This window comes from Pseudomonas cremoris (assembly GCF_014230465.1).
Map to the genome: position 1 here is coordinate 57,368 of NZ_JAAXCY010000012.1, position 25,753 is coordinate 83,120.

25 protein-coding genes are annotated in these 25,753 nt (G+C 60.8%); 17 read left to right on the plus strand and 8 right to left on the minus strand.

Annotation, left to right across the window (positions count from 1 at the left end; all coding sequences use genetic code 11):
* The first annotated feature begins 18 nt into the window (after positions 1 to 18).
* From HF257_RS26400 to HF257_RS26430, 7 genes are all read left to right on the plus strand, one after another.
* On the plus strand, positions 19 to 1,122 hold the full coding sequence (locus tag HF257_RS26400; RefSeq protein ID WP_185709074.1) for an ABC transporter ATP-binding protein: 1,104 nt from the start codon (positions 19 to 21) through the stop codon (positions 1,120 to 1,122).
* Positions 1,123 to 1,140: 18 nt separating this feature from the next.
* The gene (locus HF257_RS26405) at positions 1,141 to 2,622 is read left to right on the plus strand and encodes a mannitol dehydrogenase family protein (protein ID WP_185709073.1); all 1,482 of its coding nucleotides are present in this window, start codon (positions 1,141 to 1,143) and stop codon (positions 2,620 to 2,622) included.
* A 141-nt stretch (positions 2,623 to 2,763) separates the two neighbouring features.
* Positions 2,764 to 4,245 carry a xylulokinase gene (gene xylB, locus HF257_RS26410; protein ID WP_185709072.1) on the plus strand — a complete coding sequence of 494 codons (1,482 nt, stop codon included), beginning with the start codon at positions 2,764 to 2,766 and terminating at the stop codon, positions 4,243 to 4,245.
* A 12-nt stretch (positions 4,246 to 4,257) separates the two neighbouring features.
* Complete coding sequence (locus tag HF257_RS26415) at positions 4,258 to 5,196, plus strand: carbohydrate kinase family protein (protein ID WP_185709071.1); 939 nt, start codon at positions 4,258 to 4,260, stop codon at positions 5,194 to 5,196.
* A 99-nt stretch (positions 5,197 to 5,295) separates the two neighbouring features.
* Positions 5,296 to 5,565 carry a DUF2790 domain-containing protein gene (locus HF257_RS26420; RefSeq protein ID WP_185709070.1) on the plus strand — a complete coding sequence of 90 codons (270 nt, stop codon included), beginning with the start codon at positions 5,296 to 5,298 and terminating at the stop codon, positions 5,563 to 5,565.
* A 195-nt stretch (positions 5,566 to 5,760) separates the two neighbouring features.
* Complete coding sequence (locus tag HF257_RS26425; protein ID WP_185709069.1) at positions 5,761 to 6,018, plus strand: DUF2790 domain-containing protein; 258 nt, start codon at positions 5,761 to 5,763, stop codon at positions 6,016 to 6,018.
* Between the two features lie 86 nt (positions 6,019 to 6,104).
* Complete coding sequence (locus HF257_RS26430) at positions 6,105 to 6,497, plus strand: hypothetical protein (RefSeq protein WP_185709068.1); 393 nt, start codon at positions 6,105 to 6,107, stop codon at positions 6,495 to 6,497.
* On the opposite strand, the gene HF257_RS26435 is transcribed toward HF257_RS26430, so the two are convergent.
* Together HF257_RS26435 and ilvA are read right to left on the minus strand one after the other, a co-directional pair.
* Positions 6,494 to 6,763, minus strand: a complete 270-nt coding sequence (locus HF257_RS26435) for a DUF1652 domain-containing protein (protein ID WP_185709067.1) — start codon at positions 6,761 to 6,763, stop codon at positions 6,494 to 6,496. The genes HF257_RS26430 and HF257_RS26435 overlap by 4 nt on opposite strands.
* Positions 6,764 to 6,981: 218 nt before the next feature.
* Positions 6,982 to 8,010, minus strand: coding sequence for a threonine ammonia-lyase, biosynthetic (gene ilvA, locus HF257_RS26440; RefSeq protein ID WP_185709066.1), 1,029 nt, complete (start codon positions 8,008 to 8,010; stop codon positions 6,982 to 6,984).
* Positions 8,011 to 8,283: 273 nt separating this feature from the next.
* On the opposite strand from ilvA, the gene HF257_RS26445 reads away from it, so the two are divergent.
* Together HF257_RS26445 and map are read left to right on the plus strand one after the other, a co-directional pair.
* The gene (locus HF257_RS26445; RefSeq protein ID WP_150762133.1) at positions 8,284 to 8,484 is read left to right on the plus strand and encodes a ParD-like family protein; all 201 of its coding nucleotides are present in this window, start codon (positions 8,284 to 8,286) and stop codon (positions 8,482 to 8,484) included.
* A complete protein-coding gene (gene map, locus HF257_RS26450; RefSeq protein WP_185709065.1) occupies positions 8,484 to 9,251 on the plus strand; it encodes a type I methionyl aminopeptidase in 768 nt (255 codons plus the stop codon). The genes HF257_RS26445 and map overlap by 1 nt, the downstream gene beginning before the upstream one ends.
* Positions 9,252 to 9,273: 22 nt before the next feature.
* Here the strand turns inward: map and HF257_RS26455 are convergent, their stop codons facing one another.
* Positions 9,274 to 10,860, minus strand: coding sequence for a RimK family protein (locus HF257_RS26455; protein WP_198914039.1), 1,587 nt, complete (start codon positions 10,858 to 10,860; stop codon positions 9,274 to 9,276).
* Between the two features lie 94 nt (positions 10,861 to 10,954).
* Between HF257_RS26455 and HF257_RS26460 the strand changes: the two genes are divergently transcribed.
* A complete protein-coding gene (locus tag HF257_RS26460) occupies positions 10,955 to 12,055 on the plus strand; it encodes a peptidase C39 family protein (protein ID WP_185709064.1) in 1,101 nt (366 codons plus the stop codon).
* Here the strand turns inward: HF257_RS26460 and sfnG are convergent.
* Complete coding sequence (gene sfnG / locus HF257_RS26465; protein WP_185709063.1) at positions 12,039 to 13,124, minus strand: dimethylsulfone monooxygenase SfnG; 1,086 nt, start codon at positions 13,122 to 13,124, stop codon at positions 12,039 to 12,041. The genes HF257_RS26460 and sfnG overlap by 17 nt on opposite strands.
* A gap of 269 nt (positions 13,125 to 13,393) precedes the next feature.
* Here sfnG and HF257_RS26470 point away from each other — a divergent pair, with 269 nt between their 5' ends.
* Entirely contained in the window at positions 13,394 to 14,632 is a 1,239-nt protein-coding gene (locus HF257_RS26470) for an acyl-CoA dehydrogenase family protein (RefSeq protein WP_185709062.1), read from the plus strand.
* 126 nt (positions 14,633 to 14,758) lie between these two features.
* On the opposite strand, the gene HF257_RS26475 is transcribed toward HF257_RS26470, so the two are convergent.
* Both HF257_RS26475 and HF257_RS26480 read right to left on the minus strand, forming a co-directional pair.
* Entirely contained in the window at positions 14,759 to 15,544 is a 786-nt protein-coding gene (locus HF257_RS26475; protein WP_185709061.1) for a sulfite exporter TauE/SafE family protein, read from the minus strand.
* A gap of 91 nt (positions 15,545 to 15,635) precedes the next feature.
* Positions 15,636 to 16,406 carry a class I SAM-dependent methyltransferase gene (locus HF257_RS26480; protein ID WP_185709060.1) on the minus strand — a complete coding sequence of 257 codons (771 nt, stop codon included), beginning with the start codon at positions 16,404 to 16,406 and terminating at the stop codon, positions 15,636 to 15,638.
* A 138-nt stretch (positions 16,407 to 16,544) separates the two neighbouring features.
* Here HF257_RS26480 and HF257_RS26485 point away from each other — a divergent pair, with 138 nt between their 5' ends.
* From HF257_RS26485 to HF257_RS26495, 3 genes are read left to right on the plus strand one after another with little or no spacing between them, the layout of a single operon-like run.
* Positions 16,545 to 17,066, plus strand: a complete 522-nt coding sequence (locus tag HF257_RS26485) for a DUF3455 domain-containing protein (protein WP_185709059.1) — start codon at positions 16,545 to 16,547, stop codon at positions 17,064 to 17,066.
* A gap of 42 nt (positions 17,067 to 17,108) precedes the next feature.
* Complete coding sequence (locus HF257_RS26490) at positions 17,109 to 17,627, plus strand: sigma-70 family RNA polymerase sigma factor (RefSeq protein WP_185709058.1); 519 nt, start codon at positions 17,109 to 17,111, stop codon at positions 17,625 to 17,627.
* Entirely contained in the window at positions 17,624 to 18,295 is a 672-nt protein-coding gene (locus tag HF257_RS26495) for an anti-sigma factor (RefSeq protein WP_185709057.1), read from the plus strand. The genes HF257_RS26490 and HF257_RS26495 overlap by 4 nt, the downstream gene beginning before the upstream one ends.
* Here the strand turns inward: HF257_RS26495 and HF257_RS26500 are convergent, their stop codons facing one another.
* Together HF257_RS26500 and HF257_RS26505 are read right to left on the minus strand one after the other, a co-directional pair.
* Entirely contained in the window at positions 18,296 to 19,597 is a 1,302-nt protein-coding gene (locus tag HF257_RS26500; RefSeq protein WP_185709056.1) for an ATP-binding protein, read from the minus strand.
* Between the two features lie 3 nt (positions 19,598 to 19,600).
* The gene (locus tag HF257_RS26505; protein WP_010210801.1) at positions 19,601 to 20,302 is read right to left on the minus strand and encodes a response regulator transcription factor; all 702 of its coding nucleotides are present in this window, start codon (positions 20,300 to 20,302) and stop codon (positions 19,601 to 19,603) included.
* A 290-nt stretch (positions 20,303 to 20,592) separates the two neighbouring features.
* Here HF257_RS26505 and HF257_RS26510 point away from each other — a divergent pair, with 290 nt between their 5' ends.
* The 3 genes from HF257_RS26510 (at position 20,593) to HF257_RS26520 (ending at position 25,621) form a co-directional block, all read left to right on the plus strand.
* Positions 20,593 to 21,717, plus strand: a complete 1,125-nt coding sequence (locus tag HF257_RS26510; RefSeq protein WP_185709055.1) for an efflux RND transporter periplasmic adaptor subunit — start codon at positions 20,593 to 20,595, stop codon at positions 21,715 to 21,717.
* A 6-nt stretch (positions 21,718 to 21,723) separates the two neighbouring features.
* Positions 21,724 to 24,816 (plus strand): efflux RND transporter permease subunit, encoded by a 3,093-nt coding sequence (locus HF257_RS26515; RefSeq protein WP_185709054.1) that lies wholly within the window; start codon positions 21,724 to 21,726, stop codon positions 24,814 to 24,816.
* Between the two features lie 163 nt (positions 24,817 to 24,979).
* Positions 24,980 to 25,621: a DUF1345 domain-containing protein gene (locus tag HF257_RS26520; protein ID WP_185709053.1), complete on the plus strand. Its 642-nt coding sequence runs from the start codon at positions 24,980 to 24,982 to the stop codon at positions 25,619 to 25,621.
* Positions 25,622 to 25,753 lie beyond the last annotated feature (132 nt).

A 25,753-nucleotide genomic window follows, 5' to 3' on the forward strand; every position in this document is an offset into this window, starting at 1 on the left:
TCCAAGTGGAGGCCCATCATGGCCAACCTGAAAATCAAGAATCTGCAAAAAGGCTTCGAAGGCTTCTCGATCATCAAGGGCATCGACCTTGAGGTGAACGACAAGGAATTCGTGGTCTTTGTCGGCCCGTCGGGCTGCGGCAAGTCCACCCTGCTTCGCCTGATCGCCGGCCTGGAAGAAGTCAGCGAAGGCACCATCGAGCTCGATGGCCGCGACATCACCGAAGTGACCCCGGCCAAGCGCGACCTGGCGATGGTGTTCCAGACCTATGCGCTGTACCCGCACATGAGCGTACGCAAAAACATGTCGTTCGCCCTGGACCTGGCCGGTGTCGACAAGAAGCTGGTCGAGAGCAAGGTCAGCGAAGCGGCGCGCATCCTGGAACTGGGGCCGCTGCTTGAGCGCAAGCCCAAGCAGTTGTCCGGCGGCCAGCGCCAGCGTGTCGCGATTGGCCGCGCCATTGTGCGCAACCCGAAGATCTTCCTGTTCGACGAGCCCCTCTCCAACCTTGACGCCGCCTTGCGCGTGCAGATGCGCCTGGAACTGGCGCGCCTGCATAAAGAACTGCAAGCCACCATGATCTACGTGACCCACGACCAGGTCGAAGCCATGACCCTGGCCGACAAGGTGGTGGTACTCAACAGCGGTCGTATTGAACAGGTCGGGTCGCCGCTGGAGCTTTACCACCAGCCAGCCAACCTGTTTGTGGCGGGTTTTCTCGGAACGCCGAAGATGGGCTTCCTCAAGGGCAAGGTGACGCGTGTCGACAGCCAAAGCTGCGAAGTTCAACTGGACGCTGGCACCACCGTCAGCCTGCCGCTAAGCGGTGCCACCTTGAGCGTCGGCAGCGCGGTGACCTTGGGCATTCGCCCGGAACACCTGGAAATCGCTAGCCCTGGGCAGACCAACCTGACCGTCACCGCCGACGTTGGCGAGCGCCTGGGCAGCGACACCTTCTGCCACGTCATCACCGCCAACGGCGAGCCGCTGACCATGCGGATTCGCGGCGATATGGCCAGCCAATATGGCGAGACGCTGCAGCTGCACCTGGACCCGGCGCACTGCCATCTGTTCGACACCGAAGGCAAAGCCGTGACCCGCCCACTGCGCGCTGCCGCCTGATTTCGCGAGAGTTTGCTGATGAAACTGAATAAACAGAACCTCACCCAACTGGCGCCGGAAGTGAAGCTGCCGGCCTACGCGATTGCCGACACTCGCCAGGGCATTGCCCATATCGGCGTCGGTGGTTTCCACCGTGCGCACCAGGCGTATTACACCGATGCGCTGATGAATACCGGTGTCGGCCTGAACTGGAGCATCTGCGGCGTCGGCCTGCGCAGCGAAGACCGCAAGGCCCGCGACGACCTGGCGGGCCAGGACTACCTGTTCACCCTGTTTGAACTGGGCGATACCGACGACACCGAAGTGCGCGTGATCGGCTCGATCAGCGACATGCTGCTGGCCGAAGACAGCGCGCAAGCGTTGATCGACAAACTCGCCAGCCCCGACATCCGCATCGTCTCGCTGACCATCACCGAGGGTGGCTACTGCATCGACGACAGCAACGGTGAGTTCATGGCCCACCTGCCGCAGATCCAGCACGACCTGGCGCACCCCAGGGCCCCCAAGACCGTGTTCGGTTTTATCTGCGCAGCCCTCACCCAACGCCGCGCCGCCGGCACCCCGGCATTTACCGTGATGTCCTGCGATAACCTGCCGCACAACGGCGCCGTGACGCGCAAGGCGCTGTTGGCGTTCGCCGCCCTGCACAACGCCGAACTGCATGACTGGATCAAGGCCAATGTAAGCTTCCCGAATGCCATGGTCGACCGCATCACGCCCATGACCAGCACCGCCCACCGCCTGCAATTGCACGACGAACACGGCATCGACGATGCCTGGCCGGTGGTGTGCGAACCCTTTGTGCAGTGGGTGCTGGAAGACAAGTTCGTCAACGGACGCCCGGCGTGGGAAAACGTCGGCGTGCAATTCACCGACGACGTTACGCCCTATGAAGAAATGAAGATCGGCCTGCTCAACGGCAGTCATCTGGCGCTGACCTATCTGGGGTTCCTCAAGGGTTACCGGTTTGTGCACGAAACCATGAACGACCCGGTGTTCGTGGCGTATATGCGTGCCTACATGGACCTGGACGTCACACCGAACTTGGCGCCGGTGCCGGGTATCGACCTGACGGACTACAAGCAGACGCTGGTGGATCGCTTCTCCAACCAGGCGATTGCCGATCAGTTGGAGCGCGTATGTTCCGATGGTTCGTCGAAGTTTCCCAAGTTCACGGTGCCGACGATCAACCGGTTGATTGCCGATGGCCGCGAGACAGAGCGTGCAGCGCTGGTGGTGGCTGCCTGGGCGCTGTACTTGAAGGGCGTGGATGAGAATGGCGTGAGCTACAAGATCCCGGACCCGCGAGCGGAGTTTTGCCAGGGGCTGGTGAGTGATGACGCGTTGATCAGCAAACGGTTGCTGGGGGTGGAGGAAATTTTTGGCACGGCTATTCCCCAGTCGGCTGAGTTTGTGGCAGCGTTTGAGCGGTGTTTTGTGAGCTTGCGCGACAAGGGTGTGACCCAAACCCTGCAAATCCTCCTGAAAAAACTGGTTTAAAACTGTGGGAGCGGGCTTGCTCGCGAAGGCGGTGTGTCAGGCGACACATCGGTAACTGAACCACCGCCTTCGCGAGCAAGCCCGCTCCCACATTTTGATCGGGTTATCAGTCCATAAAATAATACTGCTGAGCAAACCCTCATGACCCAGCAAAACCTGTTCCTCGGCATCGACTGCGGCACCCAAGGCACAAAAGCCATCGTCCTCGACGCCACCAGCGGCAAGGTACTGGGCCTGGGCGCTGCCGCGCACACCCTGATCAGCGGCGCCAACGGCCGTCGCGAGCAATACACCCAGGAATGGCTGGATGCCTTTACCGAGGCCACCCACCGCGCCCTGCAACAGGCGGGCGTCGACGGCCAGGACATCCTCGGCATCGGTGTTTCCGGCCAGCAACATGGCTTGGTGCTGCTGGATGAACAGGGCCAGGTGTTGCGCCCAGCCAAACTGTGGTGCGACACCGAGACCGCCCCCGAGAACGACCGCCTGCTGCAACACCTGGGCGGCGAAAGCGGTTCGCTGGAACGCCTCGGTGTAGCGATTGCTCCGGGGTATACCGTGTCCAAGCTGCTCTGGACCCGCGAACAACACCCCGACGTTTTTGCGCGCATTGCGCATATCCTGCTGCCCCACGACTACCTCAACTACTGGCTCACCGGCCGCGCCGTCGCCGAGTACGGCGATGCCTCGGGCACGGGTTACTTCAACGTCCGCACGCGTGAATGGGATGTGGACCTGCTCAAGCACATCGACCCCAGCGGTCGCCTTGAGGCAGCGCTGCCGCAACTGATCGAGGCGCATCAAAGTGTCGGCACGCTCCTGCCGGCCATCGCCGAACGCTTAGGCGTCAACCCCAACGCGATCGTCGCCAGCGGTGGCGGCGACAACATGATGGGCGCCATCGGCACCGGCAATATCGCACCGGGCGTGATCACCATGAGCTTGGGCTCATCGGGCACCGTCTATGCGTTTTCCGATCAACCCAACGTCAGCCCCCAAGCGTCGGTCGCGACGTTCTGCTCATCCAGTGGCGGCTGGGTGCCATTGATCTGCACCATGAACCTGACCAACGCCACCGGGGTGATCCGCGAGCTGTTCGAGCTGGACCTTGACGCCTTCAACGCACTGGTCGACCAGGCACCCATCGGTGCCGAAGGCGTAAGCATGCTGCCCTTCCTCAACGGCGAGCGCGTACCCGCCCTGCCCCACGCCACCGGCAGCGTGCACGGCCTGACCATGACCAACCTGAGCCGCGCCAACCTGTGCCGCGCCGTGGTCGAAGGCACGACCTTTGGCCTGCGCTACGGCCTCGACCTGCTGCGCCAAACAGGTTTGCAGAGCCAGAGTATCCGGCTCATCGGCGGCGGCTCGAAAAGCCCAGTGTGGCGCCAGATGGTCGCCGATATCATGAACACCGAAGTGATCTGCACCGAACAAAGCGAAGCTGCTGCCCTGGGCGCGGCAATCCAGGCGGCGTGGAGCCAGTCCGGCGAGTCTCTGGCCAGCCTGTGCGACAAATGCGTGAGCGTCGACCCGGCCAGCCGGACCCTGCCGGTGGCGGCCAGCGTCGGCGCCTATCAACAGGCTTACGAGCGCTATCAGCAGCTTGTGGCAACCCTTTAAGAGCGAACGACTATGTATCTGGTGTGTGGTGAAGCGCTGTTCGATTTTTTCAGCGAGGAAGATGCCAGCGGGCAGGCTTCCAAGGTCAATTACAAAGCGATTGCCGGCGGTTCGCCGTTCAACGTGGCGGTGGGCTTGCGCCGCCTGGGTATTGAGGCCGGGCTGTTGGGTGGCTTGTCGACCGACTACCTGGGACGCCGCCTGTTGCAGGTATTAAAGGATGAAGGCGTGAGCGAACGGTTCCTGGTGGAATTCGCCGCGCCCACCACCCTGTCGATGGTTGCCGTGGGCGCAAATGGGTCACCGCAGTACAGCTTTCGCGGTGAAGGCTGCGCCGACCGGCTGCTGGAAGTCGCCCACCTGCCCGAACTGGGCGATGACATTCGCGGCCTGCATATCGGCTCGTTCTCCCTGGTGGTACAGCCGGTTGGCGACACCCTGCTCACCCTGGTCCAGCGTGAAAGCGGCAAGCGCCTGATCAGCCTCGACCCCAACGTGCGCCTGAACCCGCAGCCGGATATCCAGTTGTGGCGCGACCGCGTCGCCCAGTTGGTGCAGCATGCCGACCTGATCAAGGTCAGCGACGAAGACTTGCACTTGCTCTACCCCGACCAAGCGCCGGAGAGCGTGCTGCAGGGCTGGCTGCAACACCGTTGCCAATTGGTGTTCCTCACCCGCGGTGGCGACGGCGCCACCGTGTTCAGCCGCCAACATGGCAGTTGGTCTGCATCGGCGGTCAAGGTAGTGATGGCGGATACCGTCGGCGCTGGCGACACCTTCCAGGCCGCATTGATTGCCTGGCTGACCGAGCAACAGCTTGACTCAGTGGGCGGCCTGCAACAGCTCACGCGGGCGCAGATCGACGCCATGCTGGCCTTCGCGGTCCGCGCCGCCGCACTGACGTGCACCAAGACCGGACCGGACTTGCCGTATCGTCGTCAGTTGGACTGAACGCCGCGTTTATGAAGGTTTTGTCAGCCAGGAAAAAATTAATCGATGGTTAATCCCGCAAGTCGACAGTGAAGTTGTACCCACTTGCGGAGCACCCTCATGAAACTGCGCACTTTAATGCTTGGCGGCGCACTGGCCCTTGCAGCAATCTCGGGCCTGGCCCAGGCCGACAGCCAACAGACCAACATCAAACCCGTGCCTTACCAATACGGTATGCCGATGAATATCGCCAAAGTCATTTCGATGAATGAAGCCCAGACCAATGATTGCAAAGTCATCAATGCGGATATCAAGTTCGTGGACAAGGCGGGCAAAGTTGAAGACGTCAGCTATCGCAAGATGTCTGAAGCGTGTGACTTCCAGAATTGAACCGGTAGTAAACCCAGAGAACTCCTTGGGAAAGCCATCATCAAACATGTAGGACTTTTCCGAAAAAGCCTTAATTAATCAACAGTTAAGGTCAAAAGCCAACAGTGAGTTCGACCGCACTTCTTCCGCTCCCGGCGGAAGGTGCGGCCACTGCTTCATCACATCGATGAACCAGACCACTGACGGAGAACCCACATGAAACTGCAAAGCCTATGCTTGCATGGATGCGCCCTGGCCTTTAGCTCCCTGTCGGGAATGGCAATCGCCGAATCTAAGCCCGTGCCTTATCGCTATGGCATGCCTATGGATGTCCATAAGGTGATCGCCATGAACGAGCCACAAACCAGTGAATGCAAGGTGATCCAGGCTGATATCAAGTTCGTGGACAAGGCCGGGGAAGTGCAGCACGTGAGCTATAAAAAGCTGTCTGACGCCTGCCTGTTTCAGAACTGAAAACGGTGCTGACAAAGGGCAGCGCAATGACTGCGCACGCGGTATCCTTGCACGCTTGTCAAACGGCTGAAAGGATTCGCCCCGCAATGCGCTTTCATACGCTCGCCCTCTTTACTGCCCTGCTCTGCTTCGCCCTCGCCCTGGTGTGGGGCCTGCGTCCCGACTGGCTGCTATGGATGTGGAGCGTGGAATACTCAAGCGCCACGGGCTTGGTCGCTAGGCGCAACGCTGCACTGTTCCTGGCCATCGGCATCATGTTCTACCGCGCCCGCCACACGCCTCCCTCCGACGCACGACGCGCCATGACCACCGGATTTATCGCCGGTTGCCTGGTTCTGGCTGTCTTGGGGTTCGGTGAGTGGATCAATGGCAATGCCGGCCCCGGCATTCTACTGGCGGTGGCAACAGAAACCGTATTGGGCCTGGCGTTTATCCAGGCCCACAGGTCTTCGGTCACTCAAACTCAAGCTTCGGCCTAGTAGTAGGCTCGCCCTGCCGCTCTTCGCAGGGCGGGGGCATGGGTGTGCTTGAGGTCTTCACGCAACCCGGTGATCAGGTTGCAAATGGCTCGACTGCTGTCGAGTTTATCGGCGTTTATACCTTTGACTTCCAAATCCACTCGGTCACGGTCGCGGTCGTCATACACCTTGATCGTCAACGAAGCATCTTCGGCTTTGGTGCACTCGCACCGTTTGGGCAAGAAACTGGTTTCAATTATGCCGCGTAGTTCTAGTTCCGAAAGCATGGCCGACCTCTCCTTTCATGAGACTGCCAATCGATTTTTGTGGGTCTGGCGGGCACTTGCCCACCGCGTCTTGCCAGCCTTGGAAGACGCTCGCAACAACCAGCCTACTCGGCAAAATTCGATGTCGTTGTAACCTTTCCTCATAAGTCGCTGCGCTTGTTATATATCTAACGACGCTTCAAACATCCAATGAGTAAATCCTCGTCGAACAGCCGGGATTAAACGTTTAACCCTGCACTGGCTGCGACTCTTTCAGCAACATGTCGCAAACTATCAAAATTGATATTGGCACCGGAATTCACCGCTACCAAGGTCTGCCCATGAACACCTTCACGTGCCACGTACTTACGAATGCCCGCTACCGCCAACGCGCCGGAGGGCTCGGTGATAGACCGCGTGTCGTCGTAGATCAGCTTAATGGCGCTGCACAGTTCGTCGTTGCTCACGGTCACCACTTCATCCACCCAGTCGCGACAGATTTCAAAGCCATACGCGCCGATCTGCGCGACCGCCGTGCCATCGGCAAACCCATCGACACTCGCCAACACCACGCGCTCGCCAGCGCGCATTGCCGCCAGCAGACAACTGGAGCCTTCGGGTTCGACACCGATGATGCGCACTTCGGGGCGCAGGTATTTGACGTAAGCGGTGATTCCCGCGATCAGCCCGCCGCCACCCACCGGCACGAAGATCGCATCCAGTGGCCCCTGCTGTTGGCGCAGGATTTCCATGGCCACGGTGCCCTGGCCGGCGATCACGTCCGGGTCGTCGAAAGGCGACACGAAGGTACACCCGGATGTCTGCGCCAGTTGCAATGCATGGGCCAGGGCAAACGGGAAACTCTCCCCGCGCAACACGGCTTCGGCGCCACGGGAACGCACACCCAATACCTTCAGTTCCGGAGTGCTGCACGGCATGACGATACGTGCCTTGATCCCCAATTCCCGCGCCGCCAGCGCCACGCCTTGGGCATGGTTGCCCGCTGAGGCGGTGACCACGCCCCGGGCTTTTTCGGCTTCACTGAGCTGCACCAGCTTGTTGTAAGCGCCGCGAATCTTGAAGGAAAACGTCGGTTGCAGGTCTTCACGCTTGAGCAGCAGCGTGTTGCCCAGCAAGGCCGACAACGCCGGCGCCGCTTGCAGGGGCGTACGCACCGCCAGGTCATACACCGGCGCAGCGAGGATCTTTTTCACATAGTGTTCAAGCAGTTCCGTGCCGGCGGTTCGGGGCGTGGGACAGGTGCTCATGGGTGTCTCCTGGCTTCGTGTAAAGGGCGCTGGAGACGGAAAAACAAAACCCGCCTCTAGGGCGGGTTTGGGTGCAGCCGTGTGCTATCCCGCCAAATGAGGAATGGCGGTAATAATGCTCGGCTGGCTACGGAATGCTTGAAATGTCATGTCACGAAATTAACCGGCGATTGGCGGGCAAGTCAATGGCCAAGCGCCATTTAGCGGCTGGGGGTTCACGCTGAATATATGAAACGTATACGCTTTGTATATCAACATCCCACAGTGAATCCCATGGGCATCGTCAAGATCACCGACCAACTGCATGAACAATTGCGCCTGGCCAGCGCCACGATGGACCGTTCCATCAACGCCCAGGCCGAATTCTGGATCAAGATCGGCCTGCTCGCCGAGCTGAACCCCAGCCTGCCCTATAACGAATTGATCAACAAACTGTTGCTCGACAAACCCGACCTGATCCGGGGGCGCAGCTGATGATCAAGACTGCCGAACAACTCGCCGTGATGCGCGAATCCGGGCGCCTGCTCGCCCAAGTGTTCACCATGCTCGACGGTTTTGTGGCCGCCGGCCGCTCTACCCTGGAGCTGGACAGCGCCGTCGAAGCGTTCATCCGCAATGACCTCAAGGCCCGCCCCGCCAGCCTGGGCCAATATGACTACCCCTTCTCGATCAACACCTCGATCAATGAGGTGGTGTGCCACGGCATGCCCAGCGCGAAGGAAGTGCTGAAAGACGGCGACATCATCAACATCGACATTACCCTGGAAAAAGGCGGCTACATCGCCGACTCCAGCAAGATGTACATGATCGGCACCGTCGCGCCCAAGGCTCGCCGCCTGGTCGAGCAGACCTTCGAAGCGATGTGGGCCGGTATCCGCCAGGTCAAGCCCGGCGCACGCCTGGGAGATATCGGCCATGCGATCCAGAGCCACGCGCAAGCCAATGGCTACAGTGTGGTGCGTGAATACTGCGGCCACGGCATCGGCCGACAGATGCACGAAGAACCCCAGGTGCTGCACTTCGGCCGTCCCGGTACCGGGCTCGAACTGCGCGAAGGCATGGTGTTTACCGTTGAACCGATGCTCAACCAAGGCAGCTCCAAAGTGCGCAGCCTCAAGGATGGCTGGACGGTCGTGACAGAGGACAACAGCCTGTCGGCGCAGTGGGAACATACCGTGGCGGTGACGGCGCAGGGTTTTGAGGTGCTGACGCTGCAAACCATAGCCAGCGCCCACACTTGATCCTCAGCGTCTGCTCGTCCAGTTACCAAACCTGGCCTTGGCGTTTGAGTTCCAGGCGCCGTACGAACTCTTCCAGCACCAGTGCATACAGGTCGTCTTGCAGGTAGGCATCCTCAATCCCTGCATCCATGTTGGGGTTGTCGTTGACCTCAATCACCACCACCTTGTCGCCGGATTGCTTGAGGTCCACGCCGTAGAGGCCGTCGCCGATCAAGTTGGCGGTCTTCACCGCTAATTCAACTACGGCCTTGGGTGCTTCGTGGACGGCCAGCGTACGGCATTCGCCGTTGATGTCCTGGCCGATCGCCTTATGGTTGTAGATCTGCCAATGGCCCTTGGACATGAAGTATTGGCAGGCAAAGATCGGCTTACGGTTGAGCACGCCGATACGCCAGTCGTACTCGGTGTAGAAAAATTCCTGCGCCAGCAACAGCACCGAATGCTCGAACAACTCGGCGGTGGCCTTGAGCAACGCTTCCTGGCTTTCCACCTTGATCACGCCACGGGAGAAACAGCCGTCGGGGATTTTCAACACCAGCGGAAACCCCAGGCGCTCGCCAACCCGTTCGAAATCTTCCGGGCGCTCCTTGTAGAGAATCTCGGTAGCGGGCATACCCAGTTGATGGCTGTTGAGCAAGTCGGTGAGGTAGACCTTGTTGGTGCAGCGCAAAATCGACGCTGGGTCGTCCATCACCACCAGCCCTTCGCTTTCGGCTTTCTTGGCAAAGCGGTAGGTGTGGTTGTCGACGCTGGTGGTCTCGCGGATCAGCAAGGCGTCGTATTCGGCCAATCGGGCGTAGTCCTTGCGTTCGATCAGTTCCACATCGATGCCCAAGCCCTTGCCGACCCGTACGAAATTTTCCAGGGCCTTGGCGTTGGACGGCGGCAGTTGCTCCTGGGGATCGTGCAGGATTGCCAGGTCATAACGGGCCAGGCGGCGTGAGCGCGGTTGGCGCCAGATCTTGCGACTGAAGTTATCGAGGGCGTGGGCGAATTGATCTTCCTGATCATCACGCAACTTGTGCAACACCCCCGACTTAACGCCTTCGATGTGCCAGCCGTTATTCTTCCTGAACTCAACTAACAGGATCGGACACGGGAACGTTTCAAATAACTGACGGGCCAAATCCTGCAACGGCTCTATATTGGTTCGGCCAAAATAAAGTGTCAGGGTAAAGCCTTCGGTATTACTGTAAAGGTGATGACTCAAGGCTTTATCGAGGGTTTTATCCAGGTCATCCAGGGCCAGCCCGTACAGCGATTTTTTGGTCAACTCGCTGATGGTGCGCACCGACGGAATCACCTTGTGCCCACGCGCTTCGGCCAGCAGCGAGCAGTAGTAGCCGTGCCCAAGGTACTTGTAGCTGCGACACAGGTTGATCACCTGCACACGCTTGCCACTCTCGCTTTCCCGGGTCTGTTCCAGGTATTCCTGGGCGGTCACGATGTCTTCACTGGGGAAGTAGGAGGCCCAATCTTCCTTGCGCTCGACAATGATCACCACTTGACTTGAACTTCGGGGCGGCGCAGAAAAATAACCTTTGGAAGTTATTGTCGCCGCGACGGTTTGCTCGGATACTTCACGCCAATGACCTTGAACCGCCGACATAATATTTGATCCGCTTTAGAGAACTCGACCTTTTCTATTAAGCACGATCTTTTAGAGAAGTCCCGTTTCATTACGCAACTTTTACGGCGGTCATATGGCTCTTTTCTTTCGCGTTGCAACCCTCAGCGATGTGCCTGAATTGGTGGCACTGGAACAACACTGTTTCACCACAGACCGGCTCTCCACCCGCAGCTTTCAGTGGATGGTCAGCCGCGCCCACGGCCAGTTGCTGGTGGCGGACAATGACGGGCAATTGCTCGGCTATGCGCTGGCGCTGTTCCATCGCGGCACCTCGTTGGCGCGCCTGTATTCCATCGCCATCGCCGAGCACGCACGGGGGATGGGCCTGGGCAAGCAGTTGCTCAGCCGCATCGAAGCCATCGCCCTGGACCACGATTGCGCCTACCTGCGCCTGGAGGTCCGCACCGACAACCCCGGCGCCCTGGCCCTGTACGAGCGCAATGGCTACCGTCGCTTCGCCCTGATCAACGACTACTACGAAGACCACACCGCCGCCCTGCGCCTGGAAAAACGCATCCTGCAGCACCAGGTGGCGCGTCCGCAAAGCGTGCCGTATTACCAACAGACCACCGACTTCACCTGCGGCGCCGCGTGCCTGTTGATGGCCATGGGTGCTCTGGTGCCTGACCGCGCGACATTGCGCCGCGAAGAGCTGCAGATCTGGCGTGAAGCCACCACCGTATTCATGACCGCCGGCCATGGCGGTTGCAGCCCGCAAGGCTTGGCGTTGGCGGCTTGGCGCCGAGGGTTTGAGGTACGCATGCAAGTGAATGTGCGCGGGCCATTGTTTCTCGATGGCGTGCGCGATCAGCATAAAAAGGAGGTGATACGTGTGGTGCACGAGGCCTTCGAAGAGGAGCTGGCGGGCAGCGATGTCGAGCAAATACTCGGCGGCGCATTGGACCTGCCCCAAGTGCTACAGGACGGCGGACAGCCGCTGGTATTGATCAGCAGCTACCGCCTCACGCGCTCAAAATCGCCACATTGGGTGATAGTCACCGACTGCGACGACGACTTTGTCTACCTGCACGACCCCGACGTGGACCACAGCCAGCACCGCCAGCCCCTCGACTGCCAGCACCTGCCGGTCAGCCATGGGGAGTTCGAGCGCATGTGCCGGTTTGGCAACAACAAGCTGCGCGCGGCGGTGGTGCTGTTCAAGCCACCTGCTTGATCGCGGCCTTGGCTTCCAGTTCACGCACCAACGGCAATACACGCTTGCCGAAGTACTCCACTTCTTCCTGGAAATGCAGGAAGCCCGCCAGCACCAGGTCCACGCCCACGGCCTTGAGCGCGACGATGCGCTCGGCGATCTGTTGCGGCGTGCCGATCAGGTTTGTCTTGAAGCCGTCGTTGTACTGCACCAGGTCTTCGAAACTGGACTTGGCCCAGTTGCCCTCGCCTTCAGGTGACGCCTTGCCCGCCTGTTTGGCGGCGTCGCCGAATGCATTCACGGCTTCCGGGTCGGCTTTGTCGATGATCTCCGCGAGTACGGCGCGGGCTTCTTCTTCGGTGTCGCGGGCGATTACAAACGCGTTGACGCCGACTTTGACCGAATGGTTGTTCGCCGCCGCCTTGGCGCGGATGTCGTCGACCTGGGCCTTGATGCCTTCGGGGGTGTTGCCGTTGGTGAAGTACCAGTCGGACACCCGTGCGGCCATGTCCCGTGCCGCACGCGAGCTGCCGCCCTGGAACACTTCCGGCTGGCCAATGGGCTTGGGTTTGAGGGTGTAGTTGTTGAAGCGGTAGAAGTCGCCCTTGAAGGTGAAATCGTCTTGGGTCCAGATGCCTTTGAGGGCGCGGATGAATTCCTCGGAGCGCCGATAGCGCTCGTCGTGTTCCAGCCAGTGTTCGCCGATGGCTTGGAACTCACCCTTGAACCAACCGCTGACGATATTCACCGCGATACGGCCATTGGTGAGCTGGTCGATAGTTGCCAGTTGCTTGGCTGCCAGCGCTGGTTTCCAGGGGCCGGGCAGGATCGCCGCGATCACCTTGAGCGTGGTGGTTGCCGCCAGCAGTGCATGGCTGAACGCCACGGACTCATGCTGGTTTTCGGCGCCATAGCCGGCGGTGAAGCGGATCTGGGTGAGCCCGTACTCAAAGCCCGCGGCTTCGGCCAGTTGGGCCAGTTTGCGGTTGTAGTCGATGCCCCAGTGGGTGCGCTGCTCGATCTTGCTGACCACCAACCCACCGCTGACGTTGGGCACCCAATAGGCAAATTTCACGGGCTGCTGACTCATCGGACGGTACCTCACACATAAGGAATGTACGGGGTGCTTGAGCAGCAAGTGTGCCAGCGCGGGGCAAACGCCCACGCCACGGGGCCCGCCGAGAAGAACCGCCCCCATAAAGCCGCGAGCGCAAATGTCGTGGATTGCGTCGGTTTGTCCATCCACTGTTGCCCAGGCAACAGCTGACAGGGTGAATCCCCCGTAAACAGGGCCTCGGGCTCCCGGCACGGACCGTGCAATAGCGCCTGTCATTGATCACTGCCCAGGAGCCGTCACCCATGACCGAACACCACGTCATCAACCCGCTGTCCACCGGCGTCGACTACCCCGCACTGGCTGCGCGTTTCCGGCCGATATTCCAGCGTATCGCCGATGGCGCGTTAGAACGCGAACAAACCCGCGCCCTGCCCCACGAGCCCATCCAGTGGCTTAAAGAGGCAGGCTTCGGCGCGGTGCGGGTGCCGGTGGAATACGGTGGCGGCGGCGCCTCGCTGCCCCAGCTGTTTGAACTGTTGATCGAGTTGGCCGAAGCGGACTCCAACATCCCCCAGGCCCTGCGCGGGCACTTTGCCTTTGTCGAAGACCGCCTGAATGCGCTACCAAGCGCCGGTCGCGACCTGTGGTTCAAGCGTTTCGTTGACGGCGACATTGTCGGCTGCGCCTGGACCGAGATCGGTAATGTCGCGATCGGCGATGTGGTGACTCAGGTCAGCCCTGACGGCGACCAATGGACACTCAACGGTGAAAAGTTCTACAGCACCGGCAGCATTTTTGCTGATTGGATCGACGTCTACGCCCAGCGTAGCGACACCGGCGGCGATGTCATTGCCGCAACCCGCGCGCGCCAGCCTGGAGTGGTGCTCAGCGATGACTGGGACGGTTTCGGCCAGCGCACCACCGGCAGCGGCACCTCGCGTTTTACCGACGCAGTGGTGGAAGCAGAAAACGTGATCGACTTTGCCACCCGCTTCAAATACCAGACCGCGTTCTACCAGTTGGTGCTGCTGGCGAGCCTGGCAGGTATCGGTCGTGCAGCCGTAAGGGACGTGGCGCACGAGGTGCGCAGCCGCAAACGCATCTACAGCCATGGCAATGCCTCGCATGTCAGCCAGGATGCGCAGATCCAACAAGTGGTGGGCGAAGTCGCCGCACTGGTCTATGCCGCGCAAGCCAGCGCGTTGAAGGCAACGGAGCCGGCACAACGGGCGTACGTGGCGCGATTTGGTGGGGATGAGGCGGTTGAGCGTGAAGCCAACGTGGCCGCAGAAATTGAATCGGCCACGGCGCAGGTGGTGGTGTCGGAGTTGATCCAGCGTGCCACCACCGAACTGTTCAACGCATTGGGAGCCTCGGATGTGCGTCAGGGCAAATCCCTCGACCGACACTGGCGCAATGCGCGGACCGTGTCGTCGCATAATCCGGTGATCTACAAGGCGCGCATTGTCGGGGATTGGGTGATCAATGCTGCCGAACCGCCGTTTGTGTGGCAGATCGGTAATGGTCCAGCAAAAGCTTAAGGACGGTAGCGGTTATAAATGTGGGAGCGGGCTTGCTCGCGAAAGCGGTGTATCAGTGAAGGATATTTCGACTGAACCACCGCCTTCGCGAGCAAGCCCGCTCCCACATTTGAACGGTGTACAGCCTTAAAAGGCGAGTTTGTAGCCAATGGTCATCAACATGATCGCCAGGCACGGACGCAACACACCGTCCGGGACTTTGCCGGTCATGTGGCTGCCGAGGTAGATGCCCGGCAACGAACCCATCAGCAAAAAGCCCAACAGGTGCCAATCCATATTCCCCATGCTGGCGTGGCCCAGGCCCGCCACCAGCGTCAGTGGCACCGCGTGGGCGATTTCGGTGCCGACCAGGCGGCGGGTGGCCAGGAACGGGTACAGGATAAACAACGCCACGGTGCCGAGGGCGCCGGCGCCGATGGAGGTCAGCGCGACCATGGTGCCGAGGATCGCACCAGTCACCACGGTCAGCGCATTCAAGTTACGCGGGCTCATGTGGTAGTCATCGCCGGCATGGCGCTGGGCGAAGGCCAACAGGCTTTTCTTGAACAGAATGGCCAACGCCGTCAGCAGCAGCACCACACCGAGGGCCTGCTTGATCACCGCGTTCATTGCGCTGGGGTCGGTGTGCAGGCTGGCGAGGAACCACAGGGTCAGCAGCACGGCGGGCACGCTGCCCAGGGTCAGCCAGCCGGTGATGGTCCAGTCGATATTCTTGTTCTTGCTGTGTACCAGCACCCCACCGGACTTGGTGATGGCGGCGTACAACAGGTCAGTGCCCACGGCGGTGGCCGGGTTGATGCCGAACCACAACAGGATCGGGGTCATCAACGACCCCCCACCCACACCGGTCATGCCCACGATAAAACCAACGATCAGGCCCGCAACTACAAAACCAACGTTACCCACATCCATTACTGCTACCTGCGGCCTTATAAATTTCTGGCCGCAGGATAGCGATTTTTCTTATAACGACTTATATCAATATGATCTGACTTTATGCCTTTTACGTCAGTCGCTGACAAACATAAGCCTGGGTCTGATACGGAAACGCCACGGTGTCACGCCCGCGCAACTCCGGGTGGGTATCGATAAGCGCCTGCAATTGCGCGGTAACCGTGGCTTTTTGCGCAGCCGGCAGCGCGGCAATGAAGCTCACCGAGAGAAAGCGATCCATGATCACCTCCTGTGGGCTGCCCACATGGTGATAAGGAAAACACGTCATTTCAGGGTCAGAAAAATATTGGCCCGTGAAGGCCTCGCGCCAACGCCCGGTATGAAAACGCGGCGTATCACCTTCATAGGGCGTGATGATCTCGGTGATCGCCGCCACCCACCCCACTGATTCATCACGCACGTTCCACACCAACCCCAGGCGCCCATCGGGTTTGAGTACGCGGTGGATTTCCGCGAGCGCAGCCTCGGTGGAGAACCAATGGAAGGCTTGCGCGCAGACCAGTGCATCGGCACTGGCAGGCGGCAGGGGAATTGCTTCGGCGGTACCCTCAAGCAAGCGCACATCCGGCAGCAACCGGGTCAACTGCGCGCCCATCTGCGTCACCGGCTCGACGGCAATCAAGGTCGGCGCCAGGGTGCTGAGCAGGCGGGTGAACTTGCCGGTGCCAGCCCCCAGGTCGATGATCGTTGATTGCGCATCAATGCGCAGCGTGTCGGTGAGCCAGCCAGTGAGTTGCCGGGGGTAATCCGGCCGGCCTTGGGCGTAGGTCACGGCCTGGGTCGAGAAACCTTGTTGAGCAGACGTATGAACACCGGTCATTGCCAATCTCTCCTCGGGTAAAGCGGGGGCACAGTGTGCGCCCTCACAGATTTATTTTCTAATCGGTGCATCCAATCCCGCGCGCGCGGGGTAGTCCTTTCAGTTATCCCGCTGTTTTACTGAAATGGAGCAACACCCATGAACGCTAAAGCACTGTTCTGCCTCACCGCCCTGCTCGCTGCTGCACCCGCAGCGTTTGCCCAGACCGGCTTGCCCGACAACATCAAGGTGCCTGACGGGCACAAGGTCACACTGGAAACCACCGGCGTCGGCGAAATCACCTACGAATGCCGTGACAAGGCCAACGCCGCTGGCCAGACCGAGTGGACCTTTGTCGGCCCGAAAGCTGTGTTGAATGACCGCAGCGGCAAGCCAGTAGGTACCTACTTTGGCCCGCCGGCCACCTGGGAGGCCAAGGACGGCTCGAAAATCACCGGTACTCAATTGGCCGTGGCGCCGTCTAGCCCGGGCAACCTGCCCTATCAACTGGTCAAGGCCAACCCGGCTGAAGGCAAGGGGGCGATGAGTGGCGTGAGTTATGTCCAGCGGGTTGCGCTCAAGGGCGGTGTTGCACCGAGCAGCGCCTGCACCGTGGCCAACAAGGGCAAGCAGGAAGTGGTGAAATACCAGGCTGACTACATCTTCTGGGCCGCCAACTGAGCAAAGTCGGCTACCCTCCTGGGGTGCGTTGGTCTTTGGGGGATGTGCGTGTTTGATTATGAAGCCTGTTTGCTGGCGTGTGCCCGTGGCGATCAACAGGCCTTGCGCCGTTTATATGAGCAGGAAAGCAGCCATCTGCTCGGCGTGGCCTTGCGTATCGCCCGGGACAGGGCCCTGGCCGAAGATATCGTGCATGACGCGTTTATCAAGATCTGGCGCGGTGCCGGCAGTTTTGACCCCAGTCGCGGCTCGGCCCGTGGCTGGGTTTTCAGCGTGACCCGCCACCTGGCGCTCAACCTTGTGCGCAACGGGTACCGCGAAGTGCCGTTGGACGACCAGCACGAACAAGGCGCCACCGACACCTTTGAATTCAGCGCGCGCACCGGGCAGGTCCACACCTGCCTGGAGCAGCTCGACCCGGCTCGTCGCACGTGCATCCTGCATGCGTATGTCGACGGTTATTCCCACAGCGAAATCGCGTTGAAACTGGGCACCCCACTGGGGACCGTCAAAGCCTGGATCAAACGTAGCCTCGCCGCGCTGCGGGAGTGCATGGCATGAGTGAAACACTTGACGAACTGGCCAGCGAATACGTCTTGGGCACCCTGCCCGCCGAACAACGCAACGAGGTGGAGCAACGCCTCCAGCATGACGCCGAGCTACGTGCAGCGGTTGACGCCTGGGAACAGCGGCTGCTACCGCTGACCGCGCTGGCCGAACCCGTGCCGCCGTCGGCGCAACTGTGGCGACGCATCGAACACAGCACCGCCAGCGCCCGCAGCACACCCTGGTGGGACCTGCTGGCCGTTTGGCGTGGCCTGGCCGGCGCCGGGCTGCTAACGACACTGGTGCTGGCCGCGCTATTGCTGACCCGTCCACCCACAACCGAACCCAGCTTTGTGGTGGTGCTGGTCGCGCCACAGGACAAGGCGCCCGGCTGGGTGATCCAGGCCAGTAACCATCAGCAGATCCAGTTGATCCCATTGGGGGTGATGGAAGTCCCGGCCGACAAAGCCTTGCAGTTCTGGACCAAGGGTGATGGCTGGCAGGGCCCGGTGTCTCTCGGGTTGGTCAAGCCTGGGCAGACGTTGTCGGTGCCGCTGGATAAACTGCCGCCACTCACGCCGAACCAATTGTTCGAGCTGACCCTGGAAGACCCGCGCGGCTCACCCACCGGAAAACCTACTGGGCCGATCCAGGCCATCGGCCGAGCGGTCAAGGTGCTGTGATCAACCGACGTTGGGCAACCACACCCGGAAACGCGCACCGCCCAGCGGCGACGCCAAGGCTGTCAACGTACCGCCCTGGGCCTCCAGGGCGCGTCGGCTGATGGCCAGGCCCAGGCCGAAACCGCCAGTGGCCCGGTCACGGCTGCGATCAAGGCGGTAGAACGGTTCGAAGATACGCTCGCGCTGATCCAGCGGAATGCCGATGCCGTCATCGTCCACCCAGATTTCACACCCCTGGGCGCCGACCTGGACCCCCACCTGGATGCGCTTGTCGCAATAACGCGTGGCGTTGCGCAGCAGGTTCTGCAGGGCGCGGGCGGTCAGGCGTGGATCGAGGCTGAAGCGTTCGACGGCGCAGTCCAGCGCCACATCGATGACGATCTCGGGGTGTTCCAGCTCATCGTCGACACTGCCGAGCACGCTGTCGATAAACTCATCGAGCACCACTTCAACCCGCTCTGGAAGTTGCGCCGGGTTTTGCAAGCGGCTGTAAGACAACAACTCCAGCACCAGCTCATCCAACTCGCGAATATGCGCCACCAGGCTTTGCAGGCGCTCGCGGCTGGCCTGCGGCAAGTCTTCGGACAGCGCCAGCGCCAGGCCGAAATCCAGGCGCGTCAGGGGCGTGCGCAACTCATGGGACACTGCATTGAGCAGGTCGCGCTGCTGGTTGAGCAGCGTCTCGATATCGTCGGCCATGGTGTCGAACACCGACGCCAGGCTGCCAATGTTCGAGCTGGGCGGAATCTGCGTGCGCGCCTCCAGATTGCCTCGGCCCAATTGCGCGGCCGTGCTCTTGAGACGCTCCAGGTCACGCCAGTGGGGGCGCAACCACACCAGCAGACACGCGAGCAACGCCGCACCGATCAGCACGTTCATCGACCAGTACAACAGGTTCATGTCCAGTGGGTCCGGTGGCACGGTCAGCTTGACCACGAACTGCTCGTTGATCGGCGAGCTGATGTCCTCTGCCCACCCCCACTCCCCCAGGCGAATCACTGATTTGCCTTGGGCCAGCAGTTGTTCTTCGTGCGGTGTATAGCTGGCGTCCTGGCGCAGCAGCAGTTGCACTTTGAGCGGGGCAAAATCCTGGCTCAACTGCTCGGTAACCTGTGACCACCGCGACACTGGCGCACGCTGGTATTGCTTGACGATCAGCTTCTGCATGCCCCGCGATTGCTCGACGTTGTAGTCCAGGTAACGGTGTTCAAACAGCTGGATCACCAACTTGGGGATCAGGAAAATCGCCGCACTGTAGGTGATGATGGTGATCAGGTAGAGGCGCAGCAGTACACGAAACATCGATCAGCATTCCCACTCGGAGCGGCTGAACAGGTAGCCCTTGCCCCACACGGTCTTGATCTTGCGCGCCTCGCCGGCGTTGTCGTCGAACTTGCGGCGCAGCTTGGAAATGGCCACGTCCACCGAGCGGTCGGTGCCGTTGAACTCGATACCGCGCAACCGTTGCAGGATCTGGTCGCGGCTGAGCACTTCGCCGGCATGCCGCGCCAGTACCACCAGCAGGTTGTATTCGCCGCTGGACAGTTCCACCGGCTGCTCGCGCCAGGTCACTGTGCGCTCGGACAAGTCGATGCACAGGTTACCCATGATGATCTGGTCGTTGGCCACCTGAGGTTCGGACAAGCTGCTGCGGCGCAACAGCGTGCGCACCCGCGCCAGCAACACGCGTGGCTCGCAGGGCTTGGTGACATAGTCGTCGGCGCCCATTTCCAGGCCCAGCACCTGGTCGTGGCTGTCGTCGCGGGCAGTGAGCATCAGGATCGGCAAGCCCGCCGAATCTGCACGCAATAGACGGCACACCTGCAGGCCGTCGAGCCCCGGCAGCATCAAATCGAGAATCACCAGGTCCGGCGGGTTGAGCCGCGCGCGTTCGCGTACGTGATCGCCACGGCTGAGCACGCTGACGTGGTAGCCATTGCGTTCCAGATAGCTGGCAATCAGCTCGGACAGCGCGGCGTCGTCTTCCACCAGGAGGATGTTGGGCATGAAGGTGTTTCCAGAAAAATACAATTATTGGCAGTACACAAATCCAATGTGGGAGCGGGCTTGCTCGCGAATGCGGTGTTTCAGTCGATACATAGTTCACTGAACCAGCGCATTCGCGAGCAAGCCCGCTCCCACATTGTATCTTTGGTGTTGCAGTTTTTTTGTAAGGATATACATCCTCGGCGCACTATGCGCCGCACCTTACATTTCTTCACACACCACCTACACAGCTTCACAGCACCAAGGCGCAGGTGACTTTAGGATGCGCCAGTCATTATTGGGATAAGAGCATGTCGAAGAATCTGTTTGCGCCGTTTTGCCTGCTGGCCCTGACCCTCGCCCTCAGCGCTTGCGACAAATCGGCAGCCCAGGCACCGGAAGCGCCGCTGGCCAAAGTCCGTATCGAAACCCTGCAAGCCAAGCCTTTGTCCATCAGCAGCGAGCTGAGCGGGCGCATTGCCGCGCCGCGCATCGCCGAGGTGCGCGCGCGAGTGGCCGGCGTGGTGATGCAACGGGTATTCAAGGAAGGCCATGACGTGAAACAGGGCGACGTGCTGTTTCGTATCGATCCGGCGCCCTTCAAGGCCGACCTCGACAGCGCCGAAGCCAACTTGAGCAAAGCCGAAGCCAATGCGTTCCAGGCGCGCCTGCAAGAGCAGCGCTATAGCCAGTTGGTGGAAGACAAGGCCATCAGCGGCCAGGACTACGATAACGCCCGCGCCGCCGTGCGCCAGACCAACGCCGAAGTCGCCGCCAACAAGGCCGCTGTCGAACGCGCCAAGCTGAACCTGGGCTACGCCACCGTCACTGCGCCGATCTCCGGACGCATTGGCCGTGCGCTGGTGACCGAAGGTGCACTGGTGGGCCAGAACGAAGCCACGCCGCTGGCGATCATCCAGCAACTGGACCCGATCCACGCGGACCTGACCCAATCCACCCGCGAACTCAACGACCTGCGCCGTGCCTTTCGCGCTGGCAGCTTGAAACAGGTCGGCCAGGACCAGGCCAAGGCCACGTTGATCCAGGACGACGGCAGCCTGTACCCGCTGCCGGGCAAGCTGCTGTTCGCCGAGATCAGCGTCGACCCCGGCACCGGGCAGATCATCCTGCGCAGCGAATTCCCCAACCCCGACCTCGACCTGTTGCCCGGCAGCTTTGTGCGGGTGCGCCTGGAACAAGCGGTCGACAAGCAAGGCATCAGCGTGCCGCAACGCGCCATCACCCGTGACAGTGCGGGTATCCCGATGGTGTTGCTGGTGGACGCCGACCAGACCGTGAGCCAGCAACCGGTTGAACTGGGTGCAGTGGTCGAAGACCGCTGGGTGGTCAGCAGCGGCCTTAAAGCCGGTGACCGCATTGTCGTCGAAGGCCTGCAACATGCGCGCCCCGGTGAAAAAGTCCAGGTAGAGGAATAACCCGCCATGCCGCAGTTCTTTATTGACCGCCCGATCTTCGCCTGGGTGGTGGCCCTGTTCATCCTACTGGCCGGCGCACTGGCCATTCCGCAGTTGCCGGTGGCCCAGTACCCCAACGTTGCACCGCCCAAAGTCGAGATCTATGCGGTGTACCCCGGTGCCTCGGCGCAAACCCTGGACGAAAGCGTGGTCAGCCTGATCGAGCAGGAGCTTAATGGCGCCGACCACCTGCTGTATTTCGAATCCCAAAGCAGCCTGGGTTCCGCGACCATCACTGCCACCTTCCAACCTGGCACCGACCCGGAAATGGCCCAGGTGGACGTGCAAAACCGCCTCAAGGCCGTGGAGCCACGCCTGCCCCAGGCCGTGACGCAGCAAGGTTTGCAGGTAGAGAAAGTCTCCGCCGGCTTCCTGTTGCTGGTCACCCTCACCTCCAGTGACGGCAAGCTCGATGACGTAGCGCTCAGCGATTACCTGGCGCGCAACGTGATGAACGAGCTCAAGCGCCTGGACGGCGTGGGTAAAGCGCAGCTTTACGGTGCCGAACGTGCGATGCGTATCTGGATCGACCCGCAAAAATTGATCGGCTTCAACCTCACGCCAGCCGATGTGAACGCCGCCATCAGCGCGCAGAATGCCCAGGTGTCAGCCGGCAGCATCGGTGATTTGCCGGGCACCAACACCCAGGAAATCACCGCGGCGATCCTGGTCAAGGGCCAGCTCTCGACCCCGGCAGAATTCGCCGACATCGTGCTCAAGGCCAACCCGGACGGTTCTACCGTGCGCATAGGTGATGTGGCGCGGGTAGAAATCGGCAGCCAGGAATACCAGTTCTCCACGCGCCTGAACGGCAAGCCGTCCACCGCCGTCAGCGTGCAATTGGCGCCGGGCGCGAACGCCTTGAACACCGCCACCCTGGTGCGGGCAAAGATGGACGAACTGTCGCGCTACTTCCCGGCCAATGTGGAATACAAGATCCCCTACGACACCTCCCCTTTCGTAAAGGTCTCGATCACCAAGGTGGTCTACACCCTGCTCGAAGCCATGGCTCTGGTGTTTGCGGTGATGTTCCTGTTCCTGCAGAACGTGCGCTACACGCTGATCCCCACATTGGTGGTGCCGATTGCGCTGATGGGCACCTTTGCGACCATGTTGCTGCTGGGTTTCTCGATCAACGTGCTGACCATGTTCGGCATGGTGCTGGCCATCGGCATCCTGGTGGACGATGCGATTGTGGTGGTGGAGAACGTCGAGCGCATCATGGCCACCGAAGGCCTGTCGCCCAAGGACGCAACGAAAAAAGCCATGGGCCAGATCACCGGGGCTATCGTCGGTATCACGTTGGTGCTGGTGGCGGTGTTCCTGCCGATGGCGTTCATGCCGGGCTCGGTGGGCGTGATCTACCAGCAGTTCTCGCTGTCGATGGCGACTTCGATTCTGTTCTCGGCGTTCCTGGCGCTGACCTTGACCCCGGCCCTGTGCGCGACCTTACTCAAGCCCATTGCCAAAGGTGATCACCACGCCAAAGGCGGTTTTTTCGGTTGGTTCAACAAACGCTTCGAGCAACTCACCGACCGCTACGAAGGCTGGGTGGCCTACGCCCTCAAGCGCAGCGGCCGTTATCTGTTGATCTATGCCGTGTTGCTGGTGGGCCTTGGCTTGATGTTTACGCGCCTGCCCTCCTCGTTCTTGCCGGTGGAAGACCAGGGCTACACCATCACCGATATCCAACTGCCGCCCGGTGCCAGCAAGAACCGCACGGTCCAGGTGGCCGAGCAAATCGAGGCGCATAACGCCGGGGAACCGGGGGTGGGCGATACCACCATGATCATGGGGTTCAGCTTCTCGGGTTCCGGGCAGAACGCGGCGCTGGCGTTTACCACGCTCAAGGATTGGTCGGAACGCGGCAGCGATGATTCGGCGGCATCGATTGCCGACCGCGCCAACATGGCATTCAGCGAGCTCAAGGATGCGATTGCCTACGCAATTCTGCCGCCGCCAGTCGATGGCCTGGGGACCTCCAGTGGTTTCGAATTCCGCCTGCAAGACCGCGGTGGCGTCGGCCATGCTGCGCTGATGGCGGCGCGTACCCAACTGCTGGCTGCCGCCGAACAAAGCCCGATCCTGGCCAACGTGCGCGAAAGCGCCCTGGCCGAAGCGCCCCAAGTGCAGTTGGAGGTGGACCGCAAGCAAGCCAACGCACTGGGTGTGTCGTTCGCGGATGTGGGCAACGTGCTGTCTTCGGCAATTGGCTCGGCCTATATCAACGATTTCCCCAACCAGGGCCGCATGCAGCGGGTGGTGGTGCAGGCCGAAGGCGACCAACGCAGCCAGGTGGCGGACTTGATGAAGATCAACGTGCGCAACAACGCTGGCAAAATGGTGCCGCTGTCGGCCTTCGTCGAAGCCAAGTGGACCCAGGGCCCGGCGCAGTTGACCCGCTATAACGGCTACCCGGCAATTGCCATCAGTGGCGAGGCCGCGCCGGGCCACAGCACAGGTGAAGCGATGAACGAGATCCAGCGCTTGGTCAACGAGCTTCCGGCCGGGCTGGGCCAGGAATGGACCGGCTTGTCGTTGCAGGAGCGTTTGTCCGGCGCCCAGGCGCCGATGCTGCTGGGCCTGTCGCTGCTGATCGTGTTCCTGTGTTTGGCGGCGCTGTATGAAAGTTGGTCGATCCCGACCTCGGTGCTGCTGGTGGTGCCATTGGGGGTACTCGGCGCGGTATTGGCAGTGACCTTGCGCGGAATGCCCAACGACGTATTCTTCAAGGTCGGCTTGATCACCATCATTGGTTTGTCGGCGAAGAACGCGATTCTGATCATCGAGTTCGCCAAGGACCTGTACGACAAGGGCGAAGACCTGATCAGCGCCACCTTGAAGGCGGCACGGCTGCGCTTGCGGCCGATCATCATGACCTCGCTGGCGTTCATCCTCGGCGTGGTGCCGCTGGCGATTGCCACCGGGGCCAGTTCGGCAAGCCAGCAGGCAATTGGTACCGGGGTGATTGGCGGGATGATCACCGCGACGCTGGCGGTGGTGTTTGTGCCGGTGTTCTTTGTGGTAGTGATGAAACTCGTTAAAAAAGACCCAAGGTAGACGCGGTCAAATGTGGGAGGGGGCTTGCCCCCGATAGCGGTGTATCAGCTGAAATATTTTTCACTGACCCACCGCTATCGGGGGCAAGCCCCCTCCCACAGGGTTATTGGTTATATTCGAGATCAGCTACAGTCTGCTGACACCCAGCCAGCCGTGAGCCACCATGCCGTTCCTAGCCCGCACCCACCCTCGCCTCTCAGCCGCTGCCGTGCTCGGCATTGCCATAGGCCTACTGGCACCGGCCGACACGGTCGTCAGCAAAATCCTCATCGGTTGGAACGCTGGCGTGTGGACCTACCTGATCTTGATGCTATGGCTGACCATCCGCGCCAAAGCCCCAGACGTCAAACGCATCGCCGAGATCGAGGATGAAAACGCCGGGTTGGTGCTGTTTGTGGTGTGCATCGCCGCTATCGCGAGCCTGGCCACCATCACCTTCGAACTGGTCGGCAGCAAAGACCTTGCCACCACCGAACGCCTGTTGCACTACGGCTTCACCGGCCTGACGGTAATCGGTTCGTGGCTGCTGATCGGGGTGATTTTCAGCGTGCACTATGCGCGGCTCTATTACACCTGGAACGGCAAGGAACCCGCGCTTCGCTTTGCCGAAGGGCTACTCACACCCAACTATTGGGACTTCCTGTACTTCTCGTTCACCATCGGCGTTGCGGTGCAGACTTCGGATGTGGGGGTGGCCACGCGGGGTATGCGCAAGGTGGTGCTGGGGCAGTCGTTGATCGGGTTTCTGTTCAACACTGCGATCCTGGGCTTTTCGATCAATATCGCTGCGGGCCTTTTTGGCTAGGGCTGTCGGGGGTCAACCTGGCTGAGTACGTGGGCTTAGGAGGCGGGCGATTCCGACGAATGGGAGGAGCTACCTGTTAGTTCTGACAGTTGTCATTGGGCCGTATCTGGCGCGAAATGGACGTATCCAAAA